The sequence below is a fragment of the Pseudomonas reactans genome (genome assembly GCF_013387025.1).
Taxonomy (GTDB): domain Bacteria; phylum Pseudomonadota; class Gammaproteobacteria; order Pseudomonadales; family Pseudomonadaceae; genus Aquipseudomonas; species Aquipseudomonas reactans.
The window spans coordinates 18,279-40,088 of the sequence record NZ_JACAQP010000005.1 but is presented as its reverse complement, the minus strand read 5'-3'; the positions used below and the strand labels follow the sequence as shown (position 1 = coordinate 40,088).

Below are 21,810 nucleotides of genomic sequence, written 5' to 3'. Positions count from 1 at the left end.
GTTTCCCTATGTGGAACAAGCTGCCCATTCGGTTCCATCAAACGCCGATCCAAGATCAATTTGAAAAGACTTGCATGCGCAATCTTTGCGCAGCGCAAATAGTTGCTCAAAAAAAAGCGAATTAAAAAAAATAATTAATAAAAAACAGTTAGTTATATGTTTTTTCCGATTGGCACAGGCAGTGCTATGGGGTTCCCGACGAGATTCGTCGACTGCGTCTACCCTAAGGAAAAAATCATGAATATCCCTATTGAAGCTTTAGCGCACCTTGTTGGCAGCTCGCCTCAATTCATGCTCCACCTGACCGATGACCAGCAAAAAAAACTACGCCGCTTCATACACAAGCGCGTGCTCAACCCGGAAGATGCGGATGATCTTCTTCAATTGACATACCTGGAAGCCTGGCGCAACCGTGATCGCTTCAGCGGCAATGCCACGCTCAGCACCTGGATGTGCGGTATCGCGCAAAACCTTATACGCAACCATTTCAGACGCCTGTATGCCAAGCCTGTACATTGCGAATTCGATGAGTCGTTGTGGCATGGTCAGGAAAACAATCACGACCTGGATTGGGAATTTGAAATCAACCAGCGCCTGGAAAAAACCTTGAGTGCCATCGACCACCTGCCGATGGAGATGCGCAAGACGCTGTACGCGTCGCTGGAAACCGACGGCAGTTACCAAGACACGGCCGACGTACTGGAGATTCCTATTGGCACTGTTCGCTCACGCTTGTCACGGGCACGTGAGCACCTCAAGCGCGCCACTCACAACTCGCAGCACCCGTAACGTCAGACTACGCGTTGGGCGGCAGGGATATCTGCCCAATTCGATCCGACTTTTCTCATGCGCGACAAGGTGAATCGCGAACCACCCGTCGCCCGAACCGGCGGTTTCGCTTAAACAGTTGAAAGCGTAGATAAAAATTCAAAATAAATGCTTGACGCAATCTCGTTCTACGCGAATAATGCGCGCCACTTGGCTACATAGCTCAGTTGGTTAGAGCATAGCATTCATAATGCTGGGGTCCGGGGTTCAAGTCCCTGTGTAGCCACCAAGTACTAAAAACGGCTTACCGAAAGGTAGGCCGTTTTTTTATGCCTCCAGAAAAGTGCCGGTCGTTAGCCCAAGCCATTGCGGTGATGTAGCAGGAGGCGGTGCAATTGCGCTCGAAAAAAGGCGCGATCTGTATTTTGACGCTCCCCTGACCCACTGTTAGTGTCCAGCCTCCCTTCTATTTACGGAGTGCTCCACGGTGAAACTGGACATTTACCAAGTCGACGCGTTCAGCCAGGCCCCTTTCGGCGGCAATCCGGCGGCGGTCTGCCCGCTCACCGAGTGGCTCAGCGATGAGCAATTGCAGAACATCGCCGCCGAAAACAACCTCTCCGAAACCGCCTACTTCGTGCCCCGTGGAGATATCTACGAATTGCGCTGGTTTACCCCAGAGGTCGAAGTGGACCTGTGCGGCCACGCCACGCTTGCGGCGGCGTGGGTGCTGATTCACCAACTGGCGGATGCACCTGAAGTGTTGCGCTTTGCGACACGTAGCGGCGAACTTCGGGTAACCCGCAACGGCGATGAGCTGGCGATGGACTTTCCGGCCAAGCAGCCCCACCCCTGCGCGCCCCCCGCTGGAATGTTGAGCGCACTGGGCATTGAGCAGGCCGACGTATTCAGCACCGATGACTACATCGTGTTGCTGAAAGACGAAGCGCAAGTCGCCGCACTGAAGCCGGATTTCGCACGCCTTAAAGGCTTGCCCAAACGCGGGATTGCAGTGACGGCCAAAAGCGCGCGATTTGACTTTATTTCGCGCTGGTTCGGACCCAACGTCGGCGTGAATGAAGACCCAGTGACAGGCTCAGCCCACACCTCATTGGCGCCGTTCTGGGCCGAACGCCTGGGCAAGTCGCAACTGACCGCCGAACAAGGCGGCGCACGCCGCGGCCAACTGCGTTGCGAACTCAAAGGTGACCGCGTGATCATTTCCGGCCATGCGGTGTTGTACCTGCAAGGCACGATTTACCTGTAAAAAGCAGTACCCAAGGACAACAGATCATTCTCAAAATGAACGGAGTTCAGCGCGTGTTTTCGATTTCCCGCCGTCAACTGTCGGTGATTGCCGCAGCCCTTGCACTGGCTGCATGCAACACCTCTGTCAACGAACAGCCACCGGCACCAGAGCTGGGCTCAGGCTATCGCACCGACCTCACCACCCAACAGGCCACGCGCCATATGGCAGCGGCCGCCAACCCTCTGGCCGCAGAGGCCGGGCGAGAGATGCTGCGCAAGGGGGGTTCGGCGATCGATGCGGCGATTGCGATGCAGGCGGTGTTGACGCTGGTGGAGCCGCAGTCCTCCGGAATCGGCGGCGGCGCGTTTATCATGCTGTGGGACGGGAAAACGGTGCGCGCCTATGACGGCCGCGAAACCGCACCGACCGGGGCGACGGAGCGGTTGTTCCTGAAGACCGATGGTAAGCCGATGGCGTTTCCAGAAGCGCAGATTGGCGGACGCTCAGTCGGCACGCCTGGGGTATTGCGTGCACTTGAGATGGCACACACGAAGACCGGCCACCTGCCATGGGCCGAGCTGTTCGAGCCGGCGATCCGGTTGGCGGAACAGGGCTTCGCCATTTCTCCACGCCTGCACAGCCTGATCGCAGCCGACCGCTATATCGCACAATCGCCCGACATGGCGGCGTACTTTCTGAACGCCGATGGCACACCGAAAGCCACCGGGACGCTGTTGAAAAACCCGGCACTGGCCAACGTGTTCAAACGCATCGCCAAGGAAGGGCCGAATGCACTGTACCAAGGGCCGATTGCTGATGAAATCGCGAGCAAGGTGCAGGGTCATCGCAACCCGGGCAGCCTGTCCCAGGCGGACCTCAAGGGCTACACCGCCAAGGAGCGCACGCCGCTGTGCACCGATTACAAACAATGGAAAGTCTGCGGTATGCCACCGCCGTCATCGGGCGGAGTCGCCATCGCGCAAATCCTCGGCACCTTGCAGGCGCTGGAGGCTCGCAATCCGGCCCAGGCCATCGCCCCCATGTTCCCAGTGAAAAGTCTGTCGCCTGCAGGCCTTGAGCCCACACCCGAAGCCGTGCACCTGCTGGCCGAAGCCGGACGTTTAGCGTTTGCCGATCGCGCGCTCTATGTTGCCGACGCAGACTTCGTTCCGGTGCCGGTGGCTGGCCTTGTCGCACCGGAGTATCTGGCCAAGCGCGCCGCCTTGATCGGCGAGCGCAGCATGGGCATCGCCAAGCCGGGAGTACCTGCGGGTATCCAGGTGGCCTACGCGCCGGACCGCTCGCCGTTGCGCATTTCTACATCGCAAGTGGTGGCGGTGGATGACCAGGGCGGCGCTGTGTCGATGACCACCACGGTGGAAGCGGCGTTTGGTTCCCATTTGATGGTGCAGGGCTTCTTGCTCAACAACCAGATGACCGATTTCTCGTTTATCCCCGAGGAAAACGGCCAGCCCGTGGCCAACCGCGTCGAGCCGGGCAAACGCCCGCGTTCGGCCATGGCGCCAACCCTGGTGTTCGACCGCAAGAGCGGCGAGTTACTGGCCACAGTGGGTTCACCCGGTGGCTCGCAAATCATCGAGTACGTGAGCAAGTCCCTGGTGGCGATGCTCGACTGGAAACTCGACCCGCAAGCCGCCATCAGCCTGCCTAACTTTGGCAGCCGCAATGGCGCGACCGAGCTGGAAGCCGGTCTGTTCAGCCCAGCGCTGAAACAGGCGCTCAAGGACAAGGGCCATGCGCTGAGCGAGATCGATATGACCAGCGGCATCCAGGCCATCGTCCGCACACGGGATGCCCAGGGCAAGGTGTCGCTGAGCGGCGGCGCCGACCCTCGGCGTGAAGGCGAAGCGGTTGGCGACTGACTATTCACTCAACGGAGAACGCGTTCGTGCAGCAGGCAGATAATCTCGGCGCCATTCCTGGCGTCGACCACGGTTTTTGTTCGATCAATGATCCGCTGCGCCCGGCAGAGGTGTTCATCTGCAAGCAGGTGCATAGCCCTTCGGTGATCGAGTGGCAAGCCGACGAAGTGCCCAATACCATTGAAGCGGACGGGGTGTGCACGGGTGAGCATCATCCCATTGCGGTGATTACCGCCGACTGCCTGCCCCTTCTCATTGCCTCGCAGGGCGGCGAAAAGGTCGCTGCGGTGCATGGAGGATGGAAGGGGCTGCAAAGCGGGATCATCGCCAATGCCATCAAGCGTTTTACCGATGAAGGGATTGCGGTCGACCAGTTGCGGGTGGCGATCGGGCCGTCGATCAAACCGTGCTGCTATGAGGTAAGCGAAGGGTTTGTCGCGCAGTTTCAGGCTGACCAAGGGCACGTGTGGTCAACCGGGCAGGCGCCGTGGAGCACCGCTCAACCAGCGCCGTTGCTGCCGCCTGAGATCACACCACCCCACGCCCGGCAAGAGGGAAGTGCGTGGTTTGATTTGAGTGGTTATGGGGTGATGTTGCTGCAAGCCGCCGGCATCCGGCGGGAGCAGATTGAGGTGAGTGAGGTGTGCACTTACTGCACCTCCCCCACCTTTGCCAGCTACCGCCGAAGGACGCATCACCCAGAGGAAGTGAAGACGCTGATTTATTCGTGGATTGCTCGCATCACCGACTGATCTTCAACCCCTTGCGCCCCGCGTGCCGCTCCAACGCCAGCTCAATCAGCCGGCTCACCAGTTCGCTGTAGCTCATCCCCGCCGCCTGCCACAGCTTGGGGTACATGCTGATGCGGGTGAAGCCGGGCAGTGAGTTGATTTCGTTGATCAGCACCTCACCTTCGTCCGTGAGAAACACGTCGACCCGTGCCAGACCGGAACAGCCCAGCACCTCGAACGCCTCGATGGCCAGCCCGCGAATACGCTCGCTGGCTTCCTGGCTGATATCGGCCGGCACCACCACCTGGGCGGCCTGGTCGTCGATGTATTTGCTGTCGTAGGAATAGAAACCGCTGCTCACCACGATTTCGCCACAACCGCTGGCGATGGGGTTTTCGTTGCCCAGCACGGCGCATTCGATTTCACGGCCTTTTACGGCGGACTCAACCAACACCTTTTCATCAAAACCCAGTGCCAGTTCGACGGCAGCGAAGTACTCGGCTTCGTCGCCGACTTTACTCACACCTACCGAGGAACCCTGGTTCGCGGGTTTGACGAACATCGGCAGGCCGAGCTTGTTCACCGCAGCCTCAAACGAAGTGCGCGCCGCATTGCTACGGGTCAGGGTGATGAACGGGGTGACGGCAATGCCGGCATCACGCAGCAGGCGCTTGCTGATGTCCTTGTCCATGCACACCGCCGAGCCGAGCACGTCGGAGCCGACGAAAGGCAGGTCTGCCATGCGCAACAGGCCTTGCAGGCAACCGTCTTCGCCGAGGGTGCCGTGGACAATGGGGAAGATCACATCCACATGTTCCAGCAGGCCTGTGCCCGAGGTCTCCACCAGTTGCTGGTTGGCCTTGCCGGGCACCACCGCCAGCTCGCGGTTGGACTGGTTGAGGGCGATCAGGGCCGGGTTTTCCTGATTGAGCAGGAAATTCGACGTGTCGTTGAGGTGCCAGTGGCCGGTCTTGTCGATACCGATCAACACCGGCTCGAAACGGGCGCGATCCAGCGCGTCCACAATGTTGCGCGCCGACTGCAACGAGACTTCATGCTCAGCCGACCGGCCACCAAAAATAATACCTACCCGCACCTTGCTCATGACCCGGCCTCACTGTTGAAAGTAAGGCTTCTTACCACGGCCGGTCAGCGATTCGCTACCAGATGTGCACCGAACAGCAGGTAGCAGCCCCCGGCAAAGCGGTCGAGCCACTTGCGCGAGCGGCTGTAGAGATAGGCCATACGTTCACTGGAAAACACCAGGGCCACGCAGGAATACCAGCTGAACGACAAAGTGGCCATGGTGATGACCGCCAGGGTCAGCAGCATCGGCGAGGGAGACGGTGGCATAGTGGACGCGAAGATGGTGGCCACAAACAGCGCCGCCTTGGGGTTCGACAAGTTACCCAGCAACCCCAGGCGCCATGCGGAAAACAGCGAACGCCGTGCCTCGTCCGGCAGCAGGTTCTGGCTCATGTTCGGCGTTGAGCGCTTGAAGAGTTTCAGCCCGAGGTAGATCAGGTAGCACCCGCCAATGATCTTGAACGCCAGGTACATCATCGGTGCGGCAGTAAACAGCGACTTGATGCCCAGGCCACCCGCCAGCCCCCACATGATGGTGCCTGTGGCGACACCCGCCGACGCCACCACGCCATGGCGGCGCGAACAGCTGGCGGCCAATTGCGCCGTGTTGAAAAAGTTGGGACCGGGCGTCACCACTGCCACCGCCCACAGCAGGGCCAGCGAAACCAGGGGCGCCACGTAGGCGGGGTTGAAGAAATCCATGGGAGGCAGCTCCATCAGCGCAAGGCACGAACGGCGATCATAGGCCTCGTCTTCGCCCTGCACAATCGTACAAGACCCCCGCAGACAAGGGATGCAGACTGGGTTAACGTGTTTCCATCTCTATTTTTCGTGACAAGCCACCATGGGTAAACCCACCGCCACCCTCGACTGGCTGCACCGCGCCCCGCATGCCAGTGGCCTGGACCGTATCGAGGCGTACTTTGCCGGCTTTGCCTTCGACCCGCATCGCCATGACACCTACGCCATCGGGCGTACGTTGACCGGCGTACAGAGCTTTCACTATCGTGGAGACATGGTCCACAGCCTGCCCGGCACCACCATGGTGCTGCATCCCGATGAGACCCACGACGGTCACGCCGGCAGCGATGAAGGCTTCAAGTACCGGATGATTTACGTCGAGCCGGCGCTGATCCAGCAGATTCTCGGCGGCAAGCCGTTGCCGTTTATCCCCAACGGCCTATCCACCGACCCACGGCTGTTCCGCGCCAGCGAAGTGTTGCTGCAGAACCTGGATAACCCCATCGACCCGTTGCAGGAACAGGACGCGTTGTTCGACCTGGCTCACGCCTTGAACAACGTCTCGGGCGGGATCGTCAGCCGCAAGACCTTCGACTATGTAGCCGCCGAGCGCGCTCGGGAATTTATCCACAGCGCCCTGGGTCGCAGCATCACCCTGGATGAAATGGCCGACCATGCCGGACGTGACCGCTGGGCCTTGTCGCGGGATTTTCGCGTGCTGTTCGGCACCAGCCCCTATCGCTACCTGACCATGCGGCGGCTGGATCTGGTGCGCAGCCTGCTGGCCCAAGGCCAATCATTGGTGGACGCGGCAATGACCGCCGGTTTTACCGACCAGAGTCATATGACCCGGCAATTTCGCAGCACTTACGGCATGCCACCGTCGCGTTGGGTGAAGATGCTTGGACGCTGATCAGGCTTAAAGCTGACGCCCATCAATCGGCTGGCCGATCGTAAGGAAATGCCCGCCCGCCACATGGTGCAAGGTGCGCAGTTCATCATGGCCTTCGAAGTGCCAGCGGCCGTCGCTGAATACGCGCTCGTCGGCATAGGCCGCCACCACTTCACCCAGGAACAGATCGTAGGTCTGCTGGTTATGGGGCTCAGGCAGCAGACGACATTCCAACCAAGCCACGCAACCTTCCAGCAACGGTGCTTCGGTGTGTTCACCGGTAAACGTGTGCAAGCCGTAGGCGGCAAATTTATCCGTGTCGGCGCCGGTCGTGTTGCCCACGGTTTGCACAAGATCGGCCTGGGCCGCGCAAGGCACCTGCAGTACAAAGGTGCCGGCGCTTTCGAGCAGTTGACGGGTCCAGGTGGCCTTGTCCAGCACCACAGCGACCTTCGGCGGTTCAAAATCCAGCGGCATGGCCCAGGCAGCGGCCATGATATTGCGCTGGCCAGTGTGTGCGGCGCTCACCAGCACGGTCGGGCCATGATTGAGCAATCGGTAGGCCTTGGACAGCGGAACGGGGCGACGGTGGGTAGGGCTCATGGACGGTCGACTCTGCATGCGAGAAAGCGCCTACGATACCTGAAGCCCCAGGCTCAACTCGACAGTTGGTTGGCGAACTGCCCTACCGCACTCACAACTTTTTGCGCGCCATCCTGAATTTCCACGATCACCGTGCCCGCCTCGGCCGCCAACGCCAAGCCTTGCTCGGCTTGCAGACGACCGTCGGTCATCAGGCTCACCGCATCGCGCGCCATGTCCTGGTTCTGACGCACCACGCCGACAATTTCCTCGGTGGCCTTGCTGGTGCGCGAGGCCAACTGCCGCACTTCATCGGCCACCACCGCAAAACCACGGCCCTGCTCGCCTGCACGCGCCGCCTCAATCGCCGCGTTGAGCGCCAGCAGGTTGGTCTGCTCGGCAATGCCGCTGATGGTCTTGACGATGCTACCGATCACCTGGGACTGGGCGTTCAGCGCCTCAATGCCTTCGCCGGCCTGTTGCATGTGCTTGGCCAGGTCGCGCATCACATCCACCGCTTGGGTCACCACGGTGGTCCCACGCTGGGCGCTGTTATCGGTTTGCAGCGACGTGCTGTAGGCAATGTTTGCCGCCTCGGCCACCGCCTGTTCCTGGTTGACCTGGTCGGTGATCACCGTGGCGAACTTGACCACTTTGTACAGCCGGTCGGTGGCATCCATCACCGGGTTGTACGTCGCCTCCAGCCACACTACACGGCCGTGGCTGTCCACTCGCTTGAAGCGCGCCGCAACAAATTCACCGGCGTTCAAGCGCTTCCAGAAGTCCTGGTACTCGGTGCTGTTGTATTCCTCCGGCTCGCAGAACATGCGGTGATGTTTGCCCTGGATCTGCGCCAGGCTGTAACCCATGCCGCCGAGGAAACGGTCGTTCGCGGTGAGCACGTGGCCACCGAGGTCGAACTCGATCACCGCGGTGGAACGTACCAGCGCGGTGATCAGGTTTTCATGCTCGCGGGAAGCCTCAATGGTGCGTGTGAGGTCACTGGAATAAATCGAGAAATGTTTGATGCGCCCATCGGAACTGCGCACTGGCTGCACAATCGAGCGCAACCACACTTCCTGGCCATTGCCGCGCACCAGGCGCACGGTGCCGGCGAAATGTTCGCCGCGCACCAGAGCGTTCTTGAAGCGCAGCTGGAACTCATCCTTGCGCACATGGGCCGGCACCAGATCTTCGATCGGCCGTCCGATCAGTTGGCCACTCTGGTAGACCAGTTCCTGCAGGAAGTTGGCATTGGCCCATTCCACCCGGCCTTCGGCGTCCAGCGTCAGGCACAGCATTTCACTTTCCAGGCTCTCCTTGACCTGATTCAAGCTGGACAATTCTTCGCGAAGAGCCGACAGCTCTTGCTTCAAACGGGTGTTGAACATGAGGCACCGATGATCAAATGAGGGAGATGGATCTGACCTGCATCGGCGCTGCCGGCGTTTTCTGAAGAGGGCTTTAGCCCCATTCCCAACTATATTTTTGGATCCATCAACTGCCATTGTTTCGGCACACGCCCATCACTTGATACTCAAGGGTATTGAGCTTGCCGCTGGAGTCTTCATAGGTCATGCGCGACGGCACCGGGTTGCACGAGCGGATCGGTGGCGTGACGTTGACCACCTTGGCAATGTCCAGCTCCAGGCCATAGCGATAAACCTGGACCTCAGGCGCGGGCTTGCCCTTTTTGGCGGCATAGTCAGCCATGGCTTTTTCATTGCGTTCCATCATCAGTGCGAACGTACGATCACCCCCGCCCTCGGCCAATACACCGAACGATAAAACTGCCGTTAACACGCCCAACGCGATTTTATAAAAATTCATGGTTAGTTCCTCGATTGAAAAGTTCAGTACCGAGACTAACCAGCGGACCCTGACGCAATCTTCACCAGAACATTACTTATTTGTTAGATAACCGTGAGCTTCCAGAATTGTAATGTTCACGCCACTTCTTCGTTATCCTCGGTTTGCAACTATCAGCCCGGGCCAGATCAATAAGAACGCCCACTCCCATAAGAAGCTGAACACTGCCAGTACCCAGGAGCGAACCATGCGTATCCTTCACTACAGCCTTCCCCTTTCACTGTGCGCCGCCTTGCCCTTGACCGCCGTGGCTGCGCAGGAGCCGCCTGAGGGGTTTATCGAAGGCAGCAGCGTTAACGTGCTGGCACGTAATTTTTACTTCAATCGCGATGATCGCAAGGGCCAGTCCAGCCCCACCGGCAACGGCTATTCAGAAGCCTGGGCGCAGGGATTGATTGGCCGATTCGAATCCGGTTTTACCCAAGGCACCGTGGGGTTTGGCCTGGATGCATTCGCCATGGTCGGCGTGAAGCTGGACTCGGGCACCGGTCGCAGCGGTGGCAAAGGCTCGTTCGGCGTGTTGCCGGTGGACAGCAACAACCACCCGGAAGACAACTACAGTAAATTTGGCGGCGCCGCGAAACTACGCGTACTGGACACCGTGATCAAAGCTGGCGATGTATTCCCGCTGACGCCGGTCGTGGCATACGGTGACTCACGTGTCTTGCCGGAAAGCTTTCGTGGCGTCACCGCGCAAAACACCAGCCTTGAGGGCCTGAGTTTGCAGGGCGGGCGCCTGAGCGGCATGAGCCAGCCGACGCAAAGCGGCATGGACAAGGGCTTTGCCACCTTCTACGCGGGCCCGGTCGACTCGCCCTGGATCGGCTATTTCGGCGGCGACTACACCGTCAACAAAAACCTTAGCGTCAGCCTCTACAGCAGCCGCTTGAAAGACGCCTGGGATCAGTACTACTTCGGCACCGCGGGCAGTTATCCGCTGGGCGAAGACGTCTCGTTGTTCGGCGATTTCAACTACTACAAGGCCGTGGACGAAGGTAAAAAGCTGCTGGGCGAATTCGACAACAACATCTGGAGCGCCAGGCTCGGCGTCAAGGTCGGCGCCCACAGCCTGGCCGTCTCGCACCAGCGCAACAACGGCGATGACGACTTCGATTACCTGCGCCAGTCGGACTCGATTTTCCTTAACAACTCGATCCAGTACAGCGACTTCAACTCGCCCAAGGAGCGGTCGTGGATGGTGCGCTACGACCTGGACATGCAGGCGTTCGGCATTCCCGGCCTGTCGTTCATGACCCGCTACGGCAAAGGCACCGGCGCTGACTACAGCAACGCCAACGCGGTGTACATGCGTCGCGATGCGTCCGGCAACCCGCTCACCGACCAACGCCGCTGGGAACGGGATATCGAGGCCAAGTATGTGGTGCAAGGCGGCAGTTTGAAGGACTTATCGCTGCGACTGCGCCAGGCGACGGTGCGCTCTAGTGCATTTGAGTCGGACCTGGAAGAAGTCCGCTTGATTGTCGAATATCCCATTGCAGTGCTTTAAGGGAGGCCCATTACATTCACTTGCCGATGCACTACATCTGTTCACAAGTTGAAGTCTGTCAGAACTGTAATATCGGCCTCACCTTCTCGTTAAGTTGCACTTTTTACACTGCACATCGAACACACCTCATCTCTGCGGCTTTTGTGTAGCTCCTTTGGAACAGAGATGAATTTTTACGCCCCGGTTGGGGCGTTTTTTTTGTGTGCAGACTTGAGTGACGAATCGTCGCACCTGTCTGAGCTGGCTTGACCCTAAAGCGACTTCACGCTTCAGAATTTTCCTACACTCAATTCAGCCTCGCTATGAGGCCATGCCCCTTTCGTATTCTTTGAAGGTAAACCCCCATGCGTATCCTTGTGGTTGAGGACGAACAAAAAACCGCCGACTACCTGCAGCAAGGCCTGACCGAAAGCGGTTATGTGGTCGATTGCGCCGCCAGCGGCGTTGATGGCCTGCACCTGGCCCGGCAACACAGCTATGAATTGGTGATCCTCGACGTCAACTTGCCCAACACCGACGGCTGGGAAGTGCTGGAGCAACTGCGCCGTGACGGTAACCAGCGCGTGATGATGCTGACCGCGCGCGGCCGGCTGGCCGACAAGATCAAAGGCCTGGACATGGGCGCCGATGATTACCTGGTCAAGCCCTTCGAATTTCCCGAACTGCTGGCCCGCGTGCGCACCTTGTTGCGGCGCAGCGAGCACATCCCGCTGCCGGATGTGCTGCGCGTCTCGGACCTGGAACTGGACCCCCGCCGACACCGTGCCTATCGCGGCAACCGTCGGATCGACCTGACCACCAAGGAGTTCGCTCTGCTGCATGTGCTGATGCGCCAAGCAGGCGAAGTGATGACCCGTACGCAAATCATCTCGCTGGTCTGGGACATGAACTTCGACTGCGACACCAATGTGGTGGAAGTCTCCATCAGCCGACTGCGCGCCAAGGTCGATGACCAGAGCGAGGTGAAGCTGATCCATACCATTCGCGGCGTGGGTTATGTGCTGGAGGCGCGCCCATGAAGACCAGCAGCCTGTCGATGCGCCTGGGGCTGACAGTCAGCCTGATGGGCGCCGGGTTGGTTGTACTGCTGGCAAGCCTGGCGTACCTGGCCCTGACCCACGAACTGGACAAGCTGGCACGCAAGGGCCTGGAAAACAAAATGGAGCAACTGGCCCATACCCTCAACCAGGGCCTCGATGAACACCGCATCACCAACCGTCCTCATTCACTGCTGGACCTGGTGATGGGCCACGACAACATCTACCTGACCATTCTCGGCGCACGGCCCGACGCACCGGTACTGCTCAGCGTCGGCGCCAAGCCCCAGCAACCGCTGCTGCTCGACGTGCCCACCGGCAAAAACCTGGCCTATTTGAACTGGGTCGACGGCCAGGGCAATCGCATCCTCAGTGCGACGCGCCTGATGCCCTTGCAAGGTGGCGAGTATGTCCGCGTGCTGCTGTCGCTGGACCGTTCCGATGATGAGGCGTTGCTCAGTGCCTACCTGCGCTCCACCGTCATCGCCCTGCCGATGTTGCTGATCCTGATCGGCATGGGCGCCTGGTGGCTGGTGCAACGCGGGCTCGCGCCGTTGCAACAATTCAGCCGCGTGGCGGCCAAGGTCACGACCCAGGACCTGACCCATCGCCTGTCCCTGGACAACCTGCCCAAGGAGCTGGGCGAATTGGCCGAGGGCATCAACGTTATGCTGCATCGCCTCGACGCCGGGGTGCAGCAACTGTCGCAGTTCTCCGACGACCTGGCCCACGAGCTGCGCGCGCCCCTGACCAACCTGATGGGCAAGGCCCAGGTGACCCTGTCCCGCGAGCGGCCCTCGGAGGAATACAAGGCCGGCCTGGAATCCTGCACCGAGGAAATGGAGCGCCTGTCGCGGATTGTCTCGGACATGCTGTTCCTCGCCCAGGTCAGCCACCCCGCTGCGCGTGCCGGGTTTGCCCCGGTTTCACTGGCACAGGAAGCACAGCGGGTGATGGAGCTGTTCGCCCTCAGCGCCGAGGACAAACACATTACCCTGAGCCTGCGCGGCGACGCCTGGGTGATGGGCGATCGCCTGATGATCCAGCGCGCCATTTCCAACCTGCTGTCCAATGCCATTCGCCATACTCCCGAGGCTTCCAGTGTTTTGCTGCTGGTGGAAAGCTACGACCAGAGTGTGTCGCTGTCGGTGGGCAACCCGGGGCGTGGTATCGAAGCCCATCACCTGCCGCACCTGTTCGAACGTTTCTACCGCGCCGACAACAGCCGCGCCCGTGCTGAAGGCGGCACCGGCCTTGGGCTGGCGATTGTGCAGTCGATCATGCGCCTGCATCAGGGGCACGCCGACGTCAGCAGCCAGCCGGGCCGGTTCACTCGGTTCAGCCTGGTGTTTCCTCTTCCTTGCGATGAGCCCACTGATACAACGCCGGCAGCACCAGCAGGGTCAGCAACGTAGAGGAAATGATCCCGCCGATCACCACCGTCGCCAGCGGCCGCTGCACCTCCGCGCCGGTGCCGGTGGCGAGCGCCATGGGGATAAACCCGAGAGACGCCACCAACGCTGTCATCAACACCGGGCGCAACCGGGTCAGCGCCCCCTCGTTGATCGCCATCGACAATGAACGCCCTTCCTCGCGCAAGTTGCGGATGAACGCGATCATCACCAGGCCGTTCAACACCGCCACGCCGGACAAGGCAATAAAGCCCACCCCCGCCGAGATCGACAACGGAATATCCCGCAGCCACAGCGCCATGATCCCACCGGTCAAGGCGAACGGAATGCCGGTGAACACCAGCAGACCGTCCTTGAGGTTGTTGAACATCATGAACAACAGCCCGAACACCAGCAGCAGCGCCACCGGCACCACGATGCGCAAACGCTCGGAGGCTTCCTTCAACTGTTCGAACTGGCCGCCCCAGGTTGTCCAGTAGCCCGCCGGCACCTTCACCTGGGCGAGAATCGCCGCCTCGGCCTCTTCCACGAACGAGCCGATATCCCGCCCGCGCACGTTGGCGCTGACGATCACCAGGCGCTTGCCGTTCTCACGGCTGATCTGGTTCGGGCCGAGCACCAGGTCCAGGCTCGCCACCTGGGACAAGGCGATGAACCCCAACTGACCCGCCGCGTTACTCGGCACCGGAATCAAGAGCCGCGACAGCCCGTCGATGTCCGTACGCAGCGCGTCAGATAAGCGCACGACCAGGTCGAAACGCCGGTCGCCTTCGTACAACGTACCGGCCTGGCGCCCACCGACAGCGACGGCAATGGTGTCCTGCACATCGCCCACATTCAGGCCAAATCGAGCGGCCTTGTCACGGTCGATATTGATGGTCAGCACTGGCAGGCCGACGGTTTGCTCAACCTTGACTTCCGAGGCGCCCTTGAGCTTTTTCAGCGTCTCGACAATTTCCCCGGCGGTCTTGTTGAGCACGTCCATGTCATCGCCGAACACCTTCACCGCCACATCGCTGCGCACCCCGGAAATCAGCTCGTTGAAGCGCAGTTGGATCGGCTGCGACAACTCGTACGCACTGCCCGGCACAATCGCACTGGCACGCTGGATATCAGCGATCAGGGTTTCGCGGGACTTCTTGGGATCCGGCCATTGGTCCTTGGGTTTAAGCATCACGTAACTGTCAGAAATGTTCGGCGGCATCGGGTCGGAGGCAATTTCCGCAGTGCCGGTGCGCGCAAATACCCGCTCGATTTCCGGCACCTGGGCCATCAAGGTTTTTTCCAGTTGCTGTTGCATCTGCACCGATTGCGTCAGGCTGGTGCCAGGCACGCGCAGGGCCTGCTGGGCAAAGTCACCTTCGCTGAGGCTGGGGATAAATTCGCTGCCCATACGGCTGGCGACTACACCCGAGACAACGATGGTCAACACAGCCAGGCCGAACACCAGCGGACGGCGCGTCATCACCCAGTCGAGCACCGGTGCATACACCCGACGCGCGCTGCGCATGACGATATTTTCTTCTTCCTTGACCTTGCCGGTGACGAACAGCGCAATCGCCGCCGGTACAAAGGTCACCGACAGAATCATCGCACCCAACAAGGCAATTACCACGGTAAACGCCATGGGGTGGAACATCTTCCCGGCCACCCCGGTGAGGGCGAAGATCGGCAGGTACACCACCATGATGATCAGTTGGCCGAAGATCAGCGCACGCCGTGCTTCCTTGGCGGCGGCGAACACTTCGTGCAGGCGTTCGCTGCGCGTCAACAGTCGTCCGTGACGCTGCTGAGCGTGAGCCAAACGGCGTATGGCGTTCTCGACGATCACCACCGCGCCGTCGACGATGATGCCGAAGTCCAACGCGCCGAGGCTCATCAGATTGGCGCTGACTTTGTTGGTAAACATGCCGGTGAAGGTGAACAGCATCGCCAGGGGAATCACCATCGCGGTGATCAGCGCGGCACGGATGTTACCGAGGAACAGGAACAGCACTGCGACCACCAGCAGCGCACCTTCGAAAAGGTTTTTCTTCACCGTGGCGATGGCTTTTTCGACGAGGTTGGTACGGTCGTAGACGGTAACGGCAACCACACCTTCGGGCAGCGAACGGTTGATCTCTTCAAGTTTTTTCGCCACGGCCTGGGACACGCTGCGGCTGTTTTCGCCGATCAACATGAATACCGTGCCCAGCACCACTTCGCGGCCATTTTCGGTGGCGGCACCGGTACGCAGCTCACGGCCGATCTCGACCTGGGCCACATTGCGCACGCGAATCGGCGTGCCATCCGAACTGGTGATGACGATATTGGCGATGTCGTCGATGGACGCCAATTGCCCCGGCGCACGGATCAGCAGTTGCTCGCCGCTGCGCTCGATATAGCCGGCACCGACGTTGGCGTTATTGCGTTCCAGCGCCGTGACCAGGTCATTCAAGGTCAGGTTGTAGGCGGCCAGGCGCTTGGGGTCGGGTGCAATCTGGTATTCCTTGGCGAAGCCGCCGATGGTGTTGATCTCGGCCACGCCCGGCACATTGCGCAGTTGCGGCTTGATGATCCAGTCCTGGATAACCCGCAGGTCGGTCGGTGTGTAGGGCGTGCCGTCATCCTTGAGCGCGCCATCCTTGGCTTCGACTGTCCATAGGAAAATTTCCCCCAGCCCGGTGGAAATCGGCCCCATCGCCGTCTCGATACCCAGGGGCAATTGCTCGCGGGCGACTTGCAGGCGCTCATTGACCAATTGGCGAGCGAAGAACAGGTCCGTGCCGTCCTTGAAGATCACCGTGACCTGGGACAAACCGGAACGCGACAGCGAACGCGTCTGCTGCAAACCCGGCAAACCGGCCATGGCGGTTTCGATGGGAAAGGTGATGCGCTGCTCGGTCTCCAACGGTGAATACCCGGCCGCCGCCGAGTTGATCTGCACCTGCACGTTGGTGATGTCGGGCACCGCGTCGATGGGCAACTTCTGATAGCTGGCGATGCCGACACCGGCCATCAACAGCACCGCCAGCAGCACGATGATGCGCTGCTCGATGGCAAATTGGATAAGGCGCTCAAACATGGGGAATCACTCGCGGGATCAATGGGCGTGTTCGGCCGAGCCTTTGCCCAGTTCGGACTTGAGGATGAAGCTGCCGACGGTGGCCACCTGTGCCCCTGCGTCGAGGCCCTGGCGTACTTCGACGTAGCCGTTTTCACTCGCGCCAAGCTCCAGGTGACGGGTGACAAAACCATGCTCGGTGCGCACGAACACCGAGGGCTTGTCCTCGACGGTCTGGATCGCCTCCTGCGGTACGGTGACCTTGGCCTGGAACGTGTCGGCGGCCAGTTGCACGCTGACAAACAGACCAGGACGCCAGGCGTCGTCAGGGTTGGGCACACTGATGCGCACCGTCGCGGTGCGGGTTTGCTCACCGAGCAAATTGCCGACATACGCCACCGTGCCCTGGACCTCAGTGCCCATTTCGGTGGAGCTGACCTTGACCGGTTTGCCGACCCGGACCTTGTTCAAATCCTTGGGAAACACACCGAACGTGACCCACACCTGGGACAGGTCCGAGAGGATGAAGGCGTTAGTCGTCTCACTCACGACTTCACCGACACCCAGGTGTTTTTCCACCACCACGCCGGCGAACGGCGCACGCAATTCATAACGATTGCCACCGACCAGCACTGCACTGCCACTGAGGGCAGTCATCTTTTGTCGCGCATTGTTCAGGGCGATTTCGGCTTCTTGCAGAGTTTGGCGCGCCAGCAGGTAATCCTGCTCGGCGGAGATTTTGTCCTGCCACAATTGGCGTTCGCGCTGAAAGGTGGTGCGCGCCAGCTCGACCCGTCGCTCGCTGGCCGCCAACTCGCTGCGCTGATCGGAAATCTGCTGGCTGGAGATCACTGCCAACAGCTCGCCCTTCTTCACCGATTGACCGAGGTTGACCTTCACCGACTCCACCACGCCCGCCGTGCGCGGGACGATGTGGGAGGTACGGTCTTCGTCGAAACGCACCTCGCCCGGCAGCACCAGCAAGGTGCTGACCGATCGCGGTTGAGCCTCGGCGATTTGAATGCCGGCGGCCTGGATCTGCTGTTCGGTGAGTTCAAGTTCGCCTTCTTCATCGGCCTTAGCAAAACCGGACAGCATCAGGCTCAAGGCGACGGCTAGTGCCACGCCGTGTCTGTTGTTCATAGAGGACTCCAAAGGAAATCAAAAGCGGGCGAGGTCGCCGTAAATCCGTTCGATGCGCACCCAGGCGTCAGTGGCCTGGGCGGTGGCGGTGAGGTACTGCGTGCGCGCCGCGATCAGGGTGCGCTGGGCATCCAGCACATCGAGGAAACTGAACTTGCCCATCTCGAAGCCACGGGTGGCGCTGTCCACCGCGCTTTGCGCGGCCGGCAGGATCTGCTGGTTGAACGCGCGCACCTCAGTATTCGCGGACTGCCACAGGTCGAGGGCCTGACGGGTTTCAGTGCGCAAGCGCAGTTCGGCGGCGTTGCGCAGGTCGCGGGCCTGGTCGGCGCGGCGGCTGGCAGCAAGTACGTTGCCTTGGTTGCGGTTGAACAACGGGATCGGCATCGACACGCCCACCAGGTTCACCCGCTCGCGCACGCTGGCGTCGTACTGGCTGCCGATGGACACGTCGAGGTCAGGAATGCGCTGGGCTTTTTCCAGGACAACACTGGCTTCGTTTTGCAGGATGTTCAGTTCGGCCAGGCGCAACTCGGCGGTCTGCTCCAGGCGCGTCAGCAGTTGGGTGGCGGTCGGCAAGGACGGTGTGAATTGGGTTTGCGCAGCGACAGCCTGGAAATCAGCAGTGGCGCTGCCCGTGCTGGCGGCGAGCCGACGATAGGCGTCGGTCAGGCCGATCTGCGCGCGGTTCAACTCCAGCCGAGTCTCCGACAGTTGCACCTGCGCACGAGTGGCTTCCACCGGCGAGGCTTTGCCTGCCGTGACACGACCGTCCGCGACGGCCAGTCCGCGCTCAGCCACGCTCATCGATCGCTGCGCCAACTCCAGGCGCTCTTGGGCGCGAAGGGCACCGTAGTAGTTTTCGATGACTTCGGCGCGCAGGGTGTTGCGGCGCTGTTCCAGATTCAGCGCGGCGGCGTCCTGGGCTCGCGTGGCGACGTCAATGCGCGCCCCCCGTTTGCCGCCCAGTTCCAGCGCCTGGCTGATCTTGATGCTAGTGGTGCGAGAGTCGCGACGGGTGTCCTCCACATCCCACGAGGCCACCGGGTTGGGGATCAACCCCGCTTGCTGACGACCGCCCTGGGCAATGTCAATGTCCCATTGTGCAGCCGCCAGGTCCGGGTTGTTGGCGAAGGCGGTTTGCAGGGCCGTGTCGAGGGTGAGGGTCTGTGCCTGGGCAACGCTTGCGGCCGCCCACAATGCCGCCGCCCCCAACAGTGTTCTAACCGAAAGTGCCATAACGAAAGTTCCACGCCCATGAAGTCGCTGAGGTGTCCCAGCGGGGGCAATGTAGCGTTCGGTACTTATCAGGGCGGTGGGCGGAATATTACAAATCCGTTAGCCAGGATCAGGCATGCACTTCGTCATGCTCGTCATGTTGGAAGCCCTCCCCCTCAACCTGAATAGTGGCGTGGGAAATATCGAATTGTTCATGCAGTAATGCCGTCACACGGCTAAGGATCTGTTGCTCGGACCCGTGGGCCGAATCAGCGACTAAGTGAGTACTCAGTACATGTTTGCCGCTGGTCAGGGCCCAGATGTGCAAATCATGCACGTCCTTGACTCCTGGCACGCTGCGAATGCCCTGCTCAACCTGATCGATATCAACGCCGTCCGGCACGCCTTGCAGCAGCACGTTCATGCTTTCCTTGAGCAGCGTCCAGGTGCGTGGCAACACCCAGAAACCGATGGCTGCCGCCACCAGGGAGTCAACCCAGCCCCAGCCGGTGAACATGATCAACACCGCCGCGATGATCACGCCGATGGAACCGAGCATGTCACTCCACACTTCCAGGTAAGCGCCCTTGACGTTGAGGCTCTCGCCGCTGGCCGCGCTGAGCAGGCGCATGGAGATCAGGTTGACGATCAGCCCCAGCACCGCAATCACCAACATGCCGGCGGACTGGATTTCAGCGGGCGCCTGTAACCGTTGGTACGCCTCATACAGGATGTAGAACGCCACGGCGAACAACAGCAACGCATTGAACGCCGCGGCCAGGATCTCGAACCGCGCGTAGCCGAAGGTGCGCTTGCGGTCGGCCGGGCGCTTGGCAATCTGGATAGCCACCAGGGAAATCGCCAGGGCCAGGGCGTCGGTCATCATATGCGCGGCATCGGATAACAGCGCCAGGCTGCCGGTGACGAAGGCACCGACCACTTCGGCAATCATGAAGCTACCGGTCAGGCCCAAGGCGATCCATAGCTTGCGTTCGTGACCGGCGCGTACTTGGGCGTGGTTGTGTCCTGCGCTCATGAAATGTCCTCGTGATGGGCGGTTGTAGAAGCCGACTTGCCGACTCCTACAAAGATAGAGCTTTAAAGTAAATACACCTGCATGCGTTGCAAAGTTGTCATCTGCACGCCAGTCCACCGTTATTGTTTGGCGCACCAAAATCGCACACCAGCGCTCTACAACGGTTCTATCAGGTATGCTTTTCGAACAGGAAACAAAAAGAAACAATTTCCCCAACCTGTTCGATAAGGAGTCCCGTTTTGGAGTTATCGACTGCCGCGTGGATGGTTCACGACACCCGCCTTATGTTCTGTGTATTACTGGCCATCGCCAGCATCATCGTGTTGATCAGTGCGACCAAATTACCGCCGTTCCTGTCGATCCTGATCGGCACGTTTATCGCCGGTGTCGGCGCCGGGCTGCCGCCGGAAGAAGTGGCCAAGGCGTTCAGCAAAGGCGCCGGGGCGATCCTCGGTGAAGCCGGGATCATCATCGCCCTGGGCTCGATGCTCGGCGCGCTGATGGCGGAATCCGGTGCAGCCGACCGCATCGCCACCACCCTGCTCGGGTTGGGCAAGGGCAAGTCATTGCCCTGGGTGATGGCGCTGGTGGCCATGGTGATCGGCTTGCCGCTGTTCTTTGAAGTGGGCCTGGTAATGATGGTGCCGATCATCTTTGTGATGGCCAAGCGTTCGAACCAGCCATTGCTGAAAATCGCTATCCCGGCGCTCGCGGGTATGACCACGTTGCACGCCCTGATGCCACCGCACCCGGGGCCACTGATTGCGGTAGGCGCGCTGCACGCCGACCTGGGCCTGACCATGTTGCTTGGCTTCTGCATCGCGGTACCGGCAGTGATCCTGGCGGGCCCGATCTACGGCAACTGGCTGTCCAAGCGCCTGCACGTGGATGAACCGGCGGACATCGGCGCACTGTTCAGCGCACCGCCCAAGGCACCGCGCCAACCGAGCTTTGCGGTGTCGTTGCTGATTATTCTGTTGCCGGTGATTCTGATGTTGGGCAGCACCTTGGCCAAGGTCGCGCTGCCGGCTGAAAGCACTGTTGGCCTGACCCTGAAATTCCTCGGCGAACCGCTGATCGCCCTCGGCCTGGCCGTGATCGCCGCCGTGATCTGCCTGGGCTGGGCCGCCGGCATGCCGCGCGCCGAGGTCGGCAACACCCTGCGCAAGGCGCTCGCGCCCATCGCCGTGTTGCTGCTGACCATTGGCGCGGGGGGTGGCCTCAAGCAAACGCTGTTGGACGCAGGCGTGAGCCAGACCATCAGCAAGGTCGCCGAAGGCGCGCACATGCCGTATCTGTTGCTCGCGTGGTTGATTGCGGTTGCGCTGCGCCAAGCCACCGGCTCGGCCACGGTCGCTACCACGACGACCGCAGGCATCCTCGCGCCGATGATGGCCGGGCTGGCGGCGACGCAAAGTTCACTGGTAGCCCTGGCGATCGGCGCCGGCTCGGTATTCTTCTGCCACGTCAACGACGCCGGGTTCTGGATGGTGCGTGAATACTTCGGCTTGCAGTTGAAGCAGACGATCTGGGTGTGGTCGGTGTTGCAGACCATTGTTTCAGTCGTCGGCTTGATCGGTACGCTGCTGCTCTGGCACTTTTTGACTTAACGT

17 protein-coding genes, 1 tRNA gene and 2 pseudogenes are annotated in these 21,810 nt (G+C 60.5%); 10 read left to right on the top strand and 10 right to left on the bottom strand.

Features of this window, described 5'->3' with window-relative positions; genetic code table 11:
- Positions 1–237: 237 nt before the first annotated feature.
- The 5 genes from HX793_RS04495 (at position 238) to pgeF (ending at position 4,652) form a co-directional block, all read left to right on the top strand.
- The gene (locus HX793_RS04495) at positions 238–789 is read left to right on the top strand and encodes an RNA polymerase sigma factor (RefSeq protein WP_177050406.1); all 552 of its coding nucleotides are present in this window, start codon (positions 238–240) and stop codon (positions 787–789) included.
- Between the two features lie 191 nt (positions 790–980).
- Positions 981–1,057 (top strand) — tRNA-Met (locus HX793_RS04490).
- Between the two features lie 198 nt (positions 1,058–1,255).
- Positions 1,256–2,035 (top strand): PhzF family phenazine biosynthesis protein, encoded by a 780-nt coding sequence (locus HX793_RS04485; RefSeq protein ID WP_177095026.1) that lies wholly within the window; start codon positions 1,256–1,258, stop codon positions 2,033–2,035.
- 35 nt (positions 2,036–2,070) lie between these two features.
- Positions 2,071–3,900, top strand: coding sequence for a gamma-glutamyltransferase (ggt, locus tag HX793_RS04480; RefSeq protein WP_177095028.1), 1,830 nt, complete (start codon positions 2,071–2,073; stop codon positions 3,898–3,900).
- 26 nt (positions 3,901–3,926) lie between these two features.
- Entirely contained in the window at positions 3,927–4,652 is a 726-nt protein-coding gene (pgeF, locus tag HX793_RS04475; protein ID WP_177095030.1) for a peptidoglycan editing factor PgeF, read from the top strand.
- Here the strand turns inward: pgeF and ddlA are convergent.
- Positions 4,642–5,736 carry a D-alanine--D-alanine ligase gene (gene ddlA / locus HX793_RS04470; protein WP_016977105.1) on the bottom strand — a complete coding sequence of 365 codons (1,095 nt, stop codon included), beginning with the start codon at positions 5,734–5,736 and terminating at the stop codon, positions 4,642–4,644. The genes pgeF and ddlA overlap by 11 nt on opposite strands.
- Before the next feature lie 44 nt (positions 5,737–5,780).
- Positions 5,781–6,419 carry a LysE family translocator gene (locus tag HX793_RS04465; RefSeq protein ID WP_177095032.1) on the bottom strand — a complete coding sequence of 213 codons (639 nt, stop codon included), beginning with the start codon at positions 6,417–6,419 and terminating at the stop codon, positions 5,781–5,783.
- 142 nt (positions 6,420–6,561) lie between these two features.
- Between HX793_RS04465 and HX793_RS04460 the strand changes: the two genes are divergently transcribed.
- Positions 6,562–7,371 carry an AraC family transcriptional regulator gene (locus HX793_RS04460; RefSeq protein WP_016974911.1) on the top strand — a complete coding sequence of 270 codons (810 nt, stop codon included), beginning with the start codon at positions 6,562–6,564 and terminating at the stop codon, positions 7,369–7,371.
- Between the two features lie 6 nt (positions 7,372–7,377).
- On the opposite strand, the gene HX793_RS04455 is transcribed toward HX793_RS04460, so the two are convergent.
- The 4 genes and pseudogenes from HX793_RS04455 to HX793_RS04445 form a co-directional block, all read right to left on the bottom strand.
- The gene (locus HX793_RS04455) at positions 7,378–7,953 is read right to left on the bottom strand and encodes a flavin reductase family protein (RefSeq protein ID WP_177050416.1); all 576 of its coding nucleotides are present in this window, start codon (positions 7,951–7,953) and stop codon (positions 7,378–7,380) included.
- Positions 7,954–8,006: 53 nt separating this feature from the next.
- Positions 8,007–8,438: pseudogene (locus HX793_RS31955) on the bottom strand (methyl-accepting chemotaxis protein); the annotation flags it as partial.
- Between the two features lie 108 nt (positions 8,439–8,546).
- A pseudogene (locus HX793_RS31950) lies at positions 8,547–9,233 on the bottom strand (PAS domain-containing protein); the annotation flags it as partial.
- 196 nt (positions 9,234–9,429) lie between these two features.
- Positions 9,430–9,762, bottom strand: a complete 333-nt coding sequence (locus tag HX793_RS04445; RefSeq protein ID WP_177050420.1) for a DUF2790 domain-containing protein — start codon at positions 9,760–9,762, stop codon at positions 9,430–9,432.
- Between the two features lie 226 nt (positions 9,763–9,988).
- Between HX793_RS04445 and HX793_RS04440 the strand changes: the two genes are divergently transcribed.
- The 3 genes from HX793_RS04440 (at position 9,989) to HX793_RS04430 (ending at position 13,760) form a co-directional block, all read left to right on the top strand.
- Positions 9,989–11,308: an OprD family porin gene (locus HX793_RS04440; RefSeq protein ID WP_177050422.1), complete on the top strand. Its 1,320-nt coding sequence runs from the start codon at positions 9,989–9,991 to the stop codon at positions 11,306–11,308.
- Positions 11,309–11,652: 344 nt separating this feature from the next.
- Entirely contained in the window at positions 11,653–12,327 is a 675-nt protein-coding gene (locus tag HX793_RS04435; RefSeq protein ID WP_177050424.1) for a heavy metal response regulator transcription factor, read from the top strand.
- Positions 12,324–13,760, top strand: a complete 1,437-nt coding sequence (locus HX793_RS04430) for a heavy metal sensor histidine kinase (RefSeq protein ID WP_177095034.1) — start codon at positions 12,324–12,326, stop codon at positions 13,758–13,760. The genes HX793_RS04435 and HX793_RS04430 overlap by 4 nt, the downstream gene beginning before the upstream one ends.
- Here HX793_RS04430 and HX793_RS04425 read toward each other — a convergent pair.
- The 4 genes from HX793_RS04425 to HX793_RS04410 all read right to left on the bottom strand — a co-directional run bounded on the left by HX793_RS04425 (position 13,684) and on the right by HX793_RS04410 (position 20,197).
- Positions 13,684–16,821, bottom strand: coding sequence for a CusA/CzcA family heavy metal efflux RND transporter (locus HX793_RS04425; RefSeq protein ID WP_177095036.1), 3,138 nt, complete (start codon positions 16,819–16,821; stop codon positions 13,684–13,686). The two genes, HX793_RS04430 and HX793_RS04425, sit on opposite strands and share 77 nt — an antisense overlap.
- Before the next feature lie 18 nt (positions 16,822–16,839).
- Positions 16,840–17,943: an efflux RND transporter periplasmic adaptor subunit gene (locus tag HX793_RS04420; protein WP_177095038.1), complete on the bottom strand. Its 1,104-nt coding sequence runs from the start codon at positions 17,941–17,943 to the stop codon at positions 16,840–16,842.
- A gap of 18 nt (positions 17,944–17,961) precedes the next feature.
- Positions 17,962–19,182, bottom strand: a complete 1,221-nt coding sequence (locus tag HX793_RS04415; protein ID WP_177095040.1) for a TolC family protein — start codon at positions 19,180–19,182, stop codon at positions 17,962–17,964.
- A gap of 109 nt (positions 19,183–19,291) precedes the next feature.
- Positions 19,292–20,197, bottom strand: coding sequence for a cation diffusion facilitator family transporter (locus tag HX793_RS04410; RefSeq protein WP_177095042.1), 906 nt, complete (start codon positions 20,195–20,197; stop codon positions 19,292–19,294).
- A 239-nt stretch (positions 20,198–20,436) separates the two neighbouring features.
- Between HX793_RS04410 and HX793_RS04405 the strand changes: the two genes are divergently transcribed.
- Positions 20,437–21,807: a GntT/GntP/DsdX family permease gene (locus HX793_RS04405; RefSeq protein ID WP_177058729.1), complete on the top strand. Its 1,371-nt coding sequence runs from the start codon at positions 20,437–20,439 to the stop codon at positions 21,805–21,807.
- The last annotated feature ends 3 nt before the right edge of the window (positions 21,808–21,810 follow it).